The following is an 8,415-nucleotide window of genomic DNA, read 5'->3' as shown; positions in this document are numbered from 1 at the left end:
TTCTGTGACGTTATGGTAGCTATGCCGTCGTGATCGACGAATTTAGCGCCGGGATAATGGCGAAGCCCCGGCGCTGAATTTAGCCATAACGTTCATTATGCGACGCCCTTCATTGCTAACACTTGAGGGGCTTTACCGAACTCCGTACTACACACACCGAAAGTCGTACTTTACACACCGGGCAGATTTGGAGACTTATCCTGCTGACCTCGATCTGCCCGAAGGGCATTAGGCGCCTCGCAAATTCTCGTTAGTGCGTTGCACCTGGTGCGCCGATACCCGGCAAAGCCGGCCGGTCTATCGCCCAAAGAAAAACCCCAGCATTCGTGAGAACCCTGGGGTTTTTTATCGCGTTCAAATTGCCGGTAGTCGCCGTGGTGCCACTTCGCGCTCTGATTCACCCAAGATTTATCCCGGGTTTTTAGCGAAGCCAGCACGGTCCCGTGACGTGTAGCGCTATTGTCGAGTAGGTCCCGGCAGGTCCGATTTCCTAGCTCGTCGCTTTTGGTAAACCTAGTGGTTCAGGTTATGCGACAACAGATAGACAACAACAAGACAACAGAAAAGCAACGATAGACAACAGCAAGACAACAGCAAGACAACAGATAAAGAACAGGCTTATCTATTTTATGCTGGGCATCCCAGTGTTTTTTGAGTCGAAAAGGCTTTTGTGCTGGGCTTCTTTTGCGTTGATGCAATTGGCTGTTACCGCTTTATCGCCCGGATTTATTTCGCACTCGGCCAGCTTGGCTTGACGTTGCTCCGGGTGTGAAAGGTAGTAGCTAACATCTTGGGTTCGTTCTTCTTTGCAGGCGACCAATAAGGCGCACGCCGCCAGAATTAAGTACTGCTTACTCATCGTGCTCTATCCCTGTTGTTGAATTGATCCTGGTTTGCGGCCTTGCTGCTTTTTGGCTATCTATCTGCTACCGGGCTGCTACCAGACTGCTATCTGATTGCTACCTACCTGCTATCGACTTCATTCTTTTGATCGCCCTGGGTGGAATGGTGGACTTTGATTCGGTTTACGAGCGAAGCGGGTGGGGGTGCTGTTACACCCCCACTTTACCGCAACTAACTTCGGTTTCAGCATCGGCCCGCTTCAGTCCTTCCCGAGTACGGCTTCTCTGTATGCCTTCACGTCCTCCGCCCGCAGCGACCCTAAGTGCTTCCAAATCAAAGCGCCCAGCAGGTCGCTTTCCTTCACGTCTTCCTTTCGTTCGACGATCAGCTTGATTCGCTTGTTGTTCAGTGCCTCGACGGCTTCATCCCTGAGCCTGTAGGTCTTCGCCATTGCCATTACCTCGCCATCGCGTGTGATTTATAACTGAAATCATTTTTACACGTGTTGCAATGTCATGTGTGATTAGGCTATAAAGTCGACAAAGATCATTTGTGATTTTGTCACGGATCACAAAATCAGTGCGGCGGTTGGGGTTCACGGATGTTTATCGATTGGCTCAAGGTGTCTCAGGAATATGATTTTGATCTTCCAATTATTTCGGACACCTCGTTCCTAGCTGTCGACACGTTTACCAACGAGCTGTTGAGCACGTCTTTTCGCCCGGTTACGCATGAGGGCAGCTATAGCTCTACGATCAAAATTCGGATTTCTGGTAGGAGAATCACTGTCGATGGCAATCCGTCACGTATCAATCGTCATGACAACCTCTGGGGTTTCGAGACCATTGAACAGTGCATCACGGTCTATAACGATCTTCTCGCAGAGTACGGCCTTCCTGCTTTCACCCGTTGCACGCGCACTGAGATTCGCCAAGGTCAATCGGGCGCTAAAACCTCCCACATTTGGGCTGATGGCTGCACTATTCATCGAATCGACTTAACTACAAATATTGCTGTGGGGGAGGGTAACGAGCTTCCGTATCTTCGCGGCCTTGCAACGCAACGAATCGGCCATTCGATTGGCTTTCTGTACCGTAATGGTCGAACTGTTGACTGGACCACCTCTGGTAACGGTAAGGGCGCTCGGCTGCAATATCGTAAAGCTTATGACAAAGCTTTCGAAATATTGCATAAACATATGCCTAAAGTTAAGAAAGCATTCGGCGAAAACTCGCCAGAATTTAAATACGCTCAAGACATTTATAATTACGCCCTCGAAACTGGCATTGTCCGATTTGAGCAAGAACTTAAAAGCGAATTTCTCAGCCGTGAACGGCTTTGTTTTTGGGGCCTCTTTGATGAAGGCGAATATCTAACTCTACATAAAGAGTTTCTTGGCGTTGATGAGCGCTTGAAGGTGACTAAGATGGATATGGCAAGCATTGCACAGCAATTACTTCTCGAAAATATTGTTGATACCCCTCGGGCCGCCAATGTAACAGCTTCCTATGCCCATCTTTGGATGCACGGACAAGAAATTGTTTGCTCTCAGCGCTCATTTGAAACTCATGCTGCTCGGCTTAATCGCATTGGAATTAATATTCGGAATTCATGTGATCTTACAACGTTTAGCACCGTATTCATTCGCGAAATGCGTGAAATTAATCCAATCAAAGGAATCGCGCCTCCGACTTGGTATAAGCGCCCTAATCACCTTCAACGGGTTGCAGCATGAGAACGGTCAGCTTTCAAGGTGCCCAGCTCACAAGTGGTCAGCGACGGCGTTTGGCTGAGCAGCAGCAAGTCCGTACTTCTTTCATCAATCCTGTTCTTGCTCAGCAGGTCGAACAAACGCTTAAGGCTGTTGAGGCACGGAAAGAGCAGGGCGTTAAGTTTGAGCGTATTTGGTTTGTAGAGCGTCAAGAAATAGGAACAATCAGTGTTGCTGGATGGATGGGTTTTTAATGAATCGTGACACCTATCAAAACCTTCGATTTGCAGTAGAAACGGAGTTCGTAAATGCTCTCAACAATCCTCAATATGATGAGCGTGCTGGGATTAATAGTCTTATGCGTTTGTTTTTATCTGCACTGGCTGAGCAAGAAGTAGCTCGCCAGCGTTCGGCACGAAAATTTAAAACATTCAGGCGCAACCCTGAAACCGTCGCCCCAAGTTGGGCATACCGTAAGCCTGGCACTGTTCCTGGCTTTCCAACACTGAGATAAGGGCATCATCATGTCTAATGTTATTGTGGTCGAAGTAACGGGTAATCACCGTAGCGGAACTGCCGCAAAATCTGGTAAGCCGTACTGCATGTTTGAAGCTTATGCTCACTTGCCAAATATTCCGTATCCTCAGAAATGTACTTTTTACGCTGAGACTCCTCAACAAGTCCCTCAGCCCGGAAAGTACGAGTGTGATGTGATCGCACAAGTTCGTGATGACCGTCTTATTTTTGAAGTTGACCCTCGTCAAGGTCGTCGTATTAGTTCTGGTGTTGCATCGTCTCCAGCACCTCAGAAGTCTGCGTAATGTCCGGTTTATTGCATTGCCCTGGTGATTTAATTATTCAGGGCGGTGCCCCTTCGTGCTCGGTTGATTGGGTTTCTGTTCCATACATTCCCCCATTTGACCTTTCACAACTTGACCCAACTGTATTGGGCCAAGCTTTCGGCGCCGGTTTTACCCTGGTTGGCAGCTTTATGGTTATGTCGATGGGGATTCGGGCGTTCTTAAACTTCATAAAGCAATCCTGAGGAAATACCAATGTTTAAAAATAATGATGCACTCACTGTATTCTGGACACCTAGTGCGAACGGGCATGGTGGTTACCGTAAAGCCTATGACAAGGCTGTTCCTCTCGCTATTTCCGCTGTTGCTTTAGCGGTTTCTGCTCCTTCCGTTTTTGCTGCTGATGCGACTGGCGGCTGGGATTACACTGGCCTCACTTCCTCCATTGATTTCAGCACTATCTCCGTTGGTGTTCTGGCTGTTGCTGGGATCCTCGCCGGGGTTTATGCCGGTATCAAGGGTGCAAAAATCGTACTTGGTTTCCTTCGCGGCTAAGTTACCGGTTCTAGTTCACCTGGGCGTCTTCGGGCGCCCTTTTTTTCTCTAAAATTTGGGGGGCAGAATGGATCAGCTCTATTACTTCGCGATGTTTTGCATCGGAACAGGTTGCGCTTTCGCAGTCTTTACGGGGTGGTGAAATGAGATATTTCCTTGCGCTACCTTTCTTTATAGCTCTTGTCTTTTCTTCAAGTGCTTCGGCTGGCTGGGTTTGTTCGTCGACTAGCCTTTATCCCACTCAGTGCGCAGCTGCTGCTAACTCTCCTACGGCAGAACAATTTGCAATCGTTTACGTTGCCGCGTTTGACGATATTGGGCTCTATAAGAACTACACTCCAGGCGCTTGTATAGCAGACACTCCAACTAGGAAAATTTGTACCTATACCTATACTCATGGAGGAACCCCAAAGAGTGCTACGTTTTCCGTTATCGGATCTAACACTATTGCTTGCGCGGACACTTTAGAGTCACGGGGTCCCGATTCATCAGCTATTAAATCAGCCGATAAATATTATATTTCGTGGTCTGTTTCTTCGGTAACTCAAGATGTTTGTCACAATTCGTGTTCCTACCTAGCTTCCTCAGCGACTGTGAGCACTTGTTATCTAAACACTGGCTCTACTTCCTCGGGATTTTGCAATTATGTTGTAGGCCTTGATTCGTCGAATTCTGCTTGTACTGGCGAAGCTGGTTATCAGCAGCCTTCTGTTGGTGACTCACTTAATGTAACTACTCCACCTGATCCAGGTGGTGATCCTGGTGGAGACGGAGGTGGTAACGATGGGGGCACAGGCGGAGGTGTAGATGATGGATCCGAGCTTGGATTTACTTCTCCTGGCCAGCTAGATACTAAGCGTTTCACGAACGAAGGTAACGCTGCTAAATACAATGGTTTTGTATCTGGAATGAGCAGCAAATATGTCCAATCTACTTTTGGACAATCTGTCGAGGGGTTTACGCGAAGTATTAATTCCGCTGGAGGTGGTACCTGTCCGTTTGCCTATATAACAATATTTTTTACACCCATATTTTTTGATTCTCACTGTACGCTGTTTGAGTCCATCGCTCCTATTTTGAGTGCTGTATTTCTCGCTGCTTGGTCTTTATTGGCATTTCGTATTTTTATGTCTGCTTAATTTTAATTGGGGGTTTTATGAGTGCTTTCGCCAAATGGATTTTGAGTATCTTAGAGCAGATATTGGATTTCATTGTTGAAGTTCCTTTAGCCATTGCTGGTTGGCTTTGGGAGGCTTTACTGAGCCTAATCGGCTCTAGCTTTATCGTTGGTCTTATCGACAATGCCGGTCAGGTATTTTCTCAAATATCTCCTTCTGTTTGGTATTTCATGGCAATTATGAAAATTCCTTTCGGAATAACTGTTGTGACTAGCGCTTACGTCTTGCGCTTTCTTGTTCGTCGCATTCCGTTTATTGGGTGATTCATGGCTATTCATGCTTATGTTGGTAAACCAGGTTCAGGCAAGACCTCTAGTGTTGTTGAGCGTGTTGTTATCCCTTCATTAAAGCAAGGTCGTCATGTTGTAACCAATATTCCTTTGTTTGTTGACGAGTTACTTGCTGATTTCGGTGGCTCTATCGAGTTGTTGCCTCATGACTGGTGGGAGCGTCCTGACCTTACTGAATTTGTTAAAAATGGATGCGTCCTTATTCTCGATGAACTTTGGCGTAGGTGGCCAAGTGGCCAGACGGTTCAGAAAGCCAACATTAATGATAAAGCACTACTAGCAGAGCATCGTCACATGGTTGACGATAAAGGTAACTCCATGCGGGTTATTCTTGTTACTCAGGATTTGTCTCAGCTTGCTAGCTGGGCTAGAACTCTAATTGAAACAACTTTTCTTATCACTAAAAAATCTAAAAGGTTTTATCGCGTTGACGCTTATTCTGGTGTTGTTACGGGGGATAAACCTCCCAAATCAAAGCTTGTCCGTCAAATTGCAGGTAAGTATAACTCTACTGTTTTTGGTTATTATAGATCGGCCACTAAGTCTCAAACAGGTGATGTAGGTGATGAGTCTGTGGCTGACAATAGTGGTTCATTTCTACGTTCTTATGGTCTTTGGGGGACTGTCTTTGCTTTTGTTCTGTTCATTGGCCTGGGTATTTACGGTGTAAAAAGTTTCTTTTCCTCCGGCTCACCTGGTGTGGTTGATACTCATCCAGTAATTAGCAAAGCAAAGGAGCCGGCCAAATCTCCTGAACTGCCAATCTCAACCACTTGGCGTCTGGTTGGCTTCGTTCATCCTTCAAAACCTGATCCATCTTCAAGGGCTGTATCCGAGGCTCTTGCTTTGATTGCAGACAATAATGGAAATTCTCGATACATCTCCTTCAATCACTGTCGGTATTTTCCTGACTTTACTGAGGCTTTTTGTTTGGTTGACGGTTTTAGAATCACTAATTGGTCATTAAAAAAACCTAATCCAATTACAGGTGGGCTAATTGGGGTAGGGCTTTAGCGTAGCGCTAAGACCTCTACCAATTAACCCACCACCCACCTGGAACTCATACCATGAAGACCTTTAATGTACTGCGTCGTTTTAATGCTGCTGTATTCCTTTTTTTCTTTGTTTCTTTCTCTCAAGCTGAAACCGCTCCTCAACAACTGACATTTGATTTTCAGACGATTCCGGTTTCATCCGCTCTGCAGCTTTTGGCTGATTACCGTGGTTTGAATCTTGTGCTAGATGAAAACATTCGTGGTTCACTTTCTATGCGAATGAAGGATGTCAGCTGGGATGAAGCAATTGAATATGTAACCTCGACAAAGGGGATTTTATACGCAGTTGAAGGTAAATTTCTTCGGGTCAGTGCTTATCCACGTCCAGGTGAATCATATTCGGCAAACTCATACGTTTCCGGTCAAGATCAGCAAATTCAGAGCAATCCTTCTTTTGGCGCAAACTCTTTCGATGTTTCAATCTTCAAGGTGCATAACATTTTGGCTTCAGATGTTATAAAAGCATTTCCCCTTGATCCTGGAGAGACTCTGAATTTTGAAGACGGTTCTTCGATCATCGTTGCCAGGATGGGCAAGCCGCGTTTAGAGCAGCTCAAAACGTTGATTACCGCAGTTGATTACTCTAGAAAGCAAGTGATGATCCAGGCTCGTATCGTCGAGGTTGATCGCTCTTACTCCAAGAACCTGGGCGTCCAATGGGGTGGCACTGTCGGCAGCGGTGCCGGCACTGTTTCAGGTTCTGTGCCACTTGGCTTTGCCTCTGGCGCGATAGGTTCTATTGGAATTGTCTCAAGTGCTTTGACGCTCGATGCCAGGCTTTCAGCGATGGAGCAGGAGGGTAGGGGCAGAGTGATTTCGAGTCCTCGTGTTTACACCTCTGATCGTCATCAAGCCAAAATTGTTAAAGGTTCTGAGGTTCCTTATCAGCAATCGGCCGGCGATGGTGCAACCTCGACGTCGTTCAAACAGGCCGCTTTGTCCCTCGATGTGACTCCAATAGTGAACGGCAAGGGAGTGCTGTTGGATGTCATTCTTTCAAAGGATGAGCCTGATTATTCTAATGCCATGAATGGCGTTCCTCCGATAAACACGACCTCGCTGACTTCACGGGTTTTTTCGCCGTTTGGCCAGACTATTGCTTTGGGTGGTGTCTACTCTGATCTGGATACAACCGTCGTTAGAAGCGTGCCATACCTGGGTAAGATTCCTGGTTTCAAGTGGTTGTTTACCAGCAGCTCGACAGTATCAACCAGCACAGAGCTGGTCCTTTTTCTGACACCTGTCTTGGTTGAACCAATATAACTAAACTAAATAGTCATTTAGTATAGTTATGCTCAATAGTTATTAATAAGGAGGAGGGTAGCTCAACAGATGAACTAGGGGTAGCTCATCCTTGCTCGTTATCTTCCAAATTTGAACGCTATCCCTCAAGGATTAGAAATTAGCACCCAGTGAAATCACGTGTAATCGGTAACAACTCACGTCGTTTATGGGCTGCAACCATCAAACGCGTGGATGGCTGAATTGATCCTACGCACGAACTGGAGTCAGGATTATCGTGCCGTTAGGTTTAACTTCCAGGTCGAGTTTGTCGCCGCTGGCCAACTTGATGGCCGACAGGAGATCGTCAGTCAGCGGTATGATTAAATCGCCAGTGCCATCAGCTGCATCCTGGCATTTGACTTTCCAGCTCGTATTTTTAGCCTTGGGTTTCGGGTTCATTATTTTCTCCAGGTGATCAGATGACAGAGCCAATTTATGATTATGACCCAGCAGACTCGCTGGTTGATTCAGAGGCCGTAGCTGTATTTTTGGCTGATGCACACGACACCGGTGACGCGGCTTTCATTGCCGAAGCCATGGCCGTTGTTGCACGCGCCAAGATTCGTATCGAGGCAGATGGCCAAGCCTAGGAGTCATCGTCCTGAACGTGTGTTGCTAGTAGCAACACCTTAACGCTGATCACCTGGTGAAAAGCAGCCTTCAGAGCCCCCCAGCTCCGTATAGGACGGTTCGCATAAT

At 46.8% G+C, this 8,415-nt stretch carries 14 protein-coding genes; 11 read left to right on the top strand and 3 right to left on the bottom strand.

Annotation, left to right across the window (positions count from 1 at the left end):
* Positions 1-622 precede the first annotated feature (622 nt).
* Together ACI77I_RS31225 and ACI77I_RS31220 are read right to left on the bottom strand one after the other, a co-directional pair.
* The gene (locus ACI77I_RS31225) at positions 623-859 is read right to left on the bottom strand and encodes an EexN family lipoprotein (protein WP_407000032.1); all 237 of its coding nucleotides are present in this window, start codon (positions 857-859) and stop codon (positions 623-625) included.
* 243 nt (positions 860-1,102) lie between these two features.
* Positions 1,103-1,294 (bottom strand): hypothetical protein, encoded by a 192-nt coding sequence (locus ACI77I_RS31220; protein ID WP_407000030.1) that lies wholly within the window; start codon positions 1,292-1,294, stop codon positions 1,103-1,105.
* A gap of 150 nt (positions 1,295-1,444) precedes the next feature.
* Here ACI77I_RS31220 and ACI77I_RS31215 point away from each other — a divergent pair, with 150 nt between their 5' ends.
* The 10 genes from ACI77I_RS31215 (at position 1,445) to ACI77I_RS31170 (ending at position 7,695) form a co-directional block, all read left to right on the top strand.
* Positions 1,445-2,578, top strand: coding sequence for a phage/plasmid replication protein (locus tag ACI77I_RS31215; protein ID WP_407000028.1), 1,134 nt, complete (start codon positions 1,445-1,447; stop codon positions 2,576-2,578).
* Complete coding sequence (locus tag ACI77I_RS31210; RefSeq protein WP_407000026.1) at positions 2,575-2,808, top strand: hypothetical protein; 234 nt, start codon at positions 2,575-2,577, stop codon at positions 2,806-2,808. Before ACI77I_RS31215 ends, ACI77I_RS31210 begins: the two co-directional genes overlap by 4 nt.
* The gene (locus tag ACI77I_RS31205) at positions 2,808-3,068 is read left to right on the top strand and encodes a hypothetical protein (protein WP_407000024.1); all 261 of its coding nucleotides are present in this window, start codon (positions 2,808-2,810) and stop codon (positions 3,066-3,068) included. The genes ACI77I_RS31210 and ACI77I_RS31205 overlap by 1 nt, the downstream gene beginning before the upstream one ends.
* 10 nt (positions 3,069-3,078) lie before the next feature.
* Positions 3,079-3,375, top strand: coding sequence for a propanediol utilization protein (locus tag ACI77I_RS31200; protein WP_407000022.1), 297 nt, complete (start codon positions 3,079-3,081; stop codon positions 3,373-3,375).
* Positions 3,375-3,599, top strand: a complete 225-nt coding sequence (locus ACI77I_RS31195) for a hypothetical protein (RefSeq protein WP_407000020.1) — start codon at positions 3,375-3,377, stop codon at positions 3,597-3,599. Before ACI77I_RS31200 ends, ACI77I_RS31195 begins: the two co-directional genes overlap by 1 nt.
* A gap of 10 nt (positions 3,600-3,609) precedes the next feature.
* Entirely contained in the window at positions 3,610-3,909 is a 300-nt protein-coding gene (locus tag ACI77I_RS31190; protein ID WP_407000018.1) for a hypothetical protein, read from the top strand.
* 143 nt (positions 3,910-4,052) lie between these two features.
* Positions 4,053-5,048, top strand: a complete 996-nt coding sequence (locus ACI77I_RS31185; RefSeq protein WP_407000016.1) for a hypothetical protein — start codon at positions 4,053-4,055, stop codon at positions 5,046-5,048.
* Between the two features lie 17 nt (positions 5,049-5,065).
* The gene (locus ACI77I_RS31180; protein WP_407000014.1) at positions 5,066-5,350 is read left to right on the top strand and encodes a DUF2523 family protein; all 285 of its coding nucleotides are present in this window, start codon (positions 5,066-5,068) and stop codon (positions 5,348-5,350) included.
* Positions 5,351-5,353: 3 nt separating this feature from the next.
* Complete coding sequence (locus ACI77I_RS31175; RefSeq protein ID WP_407000012.1) at positions 5,354-6,391, top strand: zonular occludens toxin domain-containing protein; 1,038 nt, start codon at positions 5,354-5,356, stop codon at positions 6,389-6,391.
* Between the two features lie 53 nt (positions 6,392-6,444).
* Positions 6,445-7,695 carry a hypothetical protein gene (locus tag ACI77I_RS31170; protein ID WP_407000010.1) on the top strand — a complete coding sequence of 417 codons (1,251 nt, stop codon included), beginning with the start codon at positions 6,445-6,447 and terminating at the stop codon, positions 7,693-7,695.
* Positions 7,696-7,923: 228 nt separating this feature from the next.
* Here the strand turns inward: ACI77I_RS31170 and ACI77I_RS31165 are convergent, their stop codons facing one another.
* Complete coding sequence (locus ACI77I_RS31165) at positions 7,924-8,115, bottom strand: AbrB/MazE/SpoVT family DNA-binding domain-containing protein (RefSeq protein ID WP_198719729.1); 192 nt, start codon at positions 8,113-8,115, stop codon at positions 7,924-7,926.
* A 20-nt stretch (positions 8,116-8,135) separates the two neighbouring features.
* Between ACI77I_RS31165 and ACI77I_RS31160 the strand changes: the two genes are divergently transcribed.
* Positions 8,136-8,306, top strand: a complete 171-nt coding sequence (locus tag ACI77I_RS31160; protein ID WP_407000008.1) for a hypothetical protein — start codon at positions 8,136-8,138, stop codon at positions 8,304-8,306.
* Positions 8,307-8,415 lie beyond the last annotated feature (109 nt).

Origin of the sequence: Pseudomonas sp. D47 (assembly GCF_045447305.1) — a bacterium.
Lineage (GTDB): Bacteria > Pseudomonadota > Gammaproteobacteria > Pseudomonadales > Pseudomonadaceae > Aquipseudomonas.
This window is presented reverse-complemented; position numbering and strand designations above follow the sequence as displayed.

What these genes read in the sequence shown, in the direction of transcription:
- ACI77I_RS31215 (WP_407000028.1), top strand. Translation starts at nt 1,445, where the DNA reads ATGTTTATCGATTGGCTCAAGGTGTCTCAGGAATATGATTTTGATCTT.
- ACI77I_RS31165 (WP_198719729.1), bottom strand. Translation starts at nt 8,115, where the DNA reads ATGAACCCGAAACCCAAGGCTAAAAATACGAGCTGGAAAGTCAAATGC.
- ACI77I_RS31200 (WP_407000022.1), top strand. Translation starts at nt 3,079, where the DNA reads ATGTCTAATGTTATTGTGGTCGAAGTAACGGGTAATCACCGTAGCGGA.
- ACI77I_RS31195 (WP_407000020.1), top strand. Translation starts at nt 3,375, where the DNA reads ATGTCCGGTTTATTGCATTGCCCTGGTGATTTAATTATTCAGGGCGGT.
- ACI77I_RS31205 (WP_407000024.1), top strand. Translation starts at nt 2,808, where the DNA reads ATGAATCGTGACACCTATCAAAACCTTCGATTTGCAGTAGAAACGGAG.
- ACI77I_RS31160 (WP_407000008.1), top strand. Translation starts at nt 8,136, where the DNA reads ATGACAGAGCCAATTTATGATTATGACCCAGCAGACTCGCTGGTTGAT.
- ACI77I_RS31225 (WP_407000032.1), bottom strand. Translation starts at nt 859, where the DNA reads ATGAGTAAGCAGTACTTAATTCTGGCGGCGTGCGCCTTATTGGTCGCC.
- ACI77I_RS31175 (WP_407000012.1), top strand. Translation starts at nt 5,354, where the DNA reads ATGGCTATTCATGCTTATGTTGGTAAACCAGGTTCAGGCAAGACCTCT.
- ACI77I_RS31190 (WP_407000018.1), top strand. Translation starts at nt 3,610, where the DNA reads ATGTTTAAAAATAATGATGCACTCACTGTATTCTGGACACCTAGTGCG.
- ACI77I_RS31170 (WP_407000010.1), top strand. Translation starts at nt 6,445, where the DNA reads ATGAAGACCTTTAATGTACTGCGTCGTTTTAATGCTGCTGTATTCCTT.
- ACI77I_RS31185 (WP_407000016.1), top strand. Translation starts at nt 4,053, where the DNA reads ATGAGATATTTCCTTGCGCTACCTTTCTTTATAGCTCTTGTCTTTTCT.
- ACI77I_RS31210 (WP_407000026.1), top strand. Translation starts at nt 2,575, where the DNA reads ATGAGAACGGTCAGCTTTCAAGGTGCCCAGCTCACAAGTGGTCAGCGA.
- ACI77I_RS31180 (WP_407000014.1), top strand. Translation starts at nt 5,066, where the DNA reads ATGAGTGCTTTCGCCAAATGGATTTTGAGTATCTTAGAGCAGATATTG.
- ACI77I_RS31220 (WP_407000030.1), bottom strand. Translation starts at nt 1,294, where the DNA reads ATGGCGAAGACCTACAGGCTCAGGGATGAAGCCGTCGAGGCACTGAAC.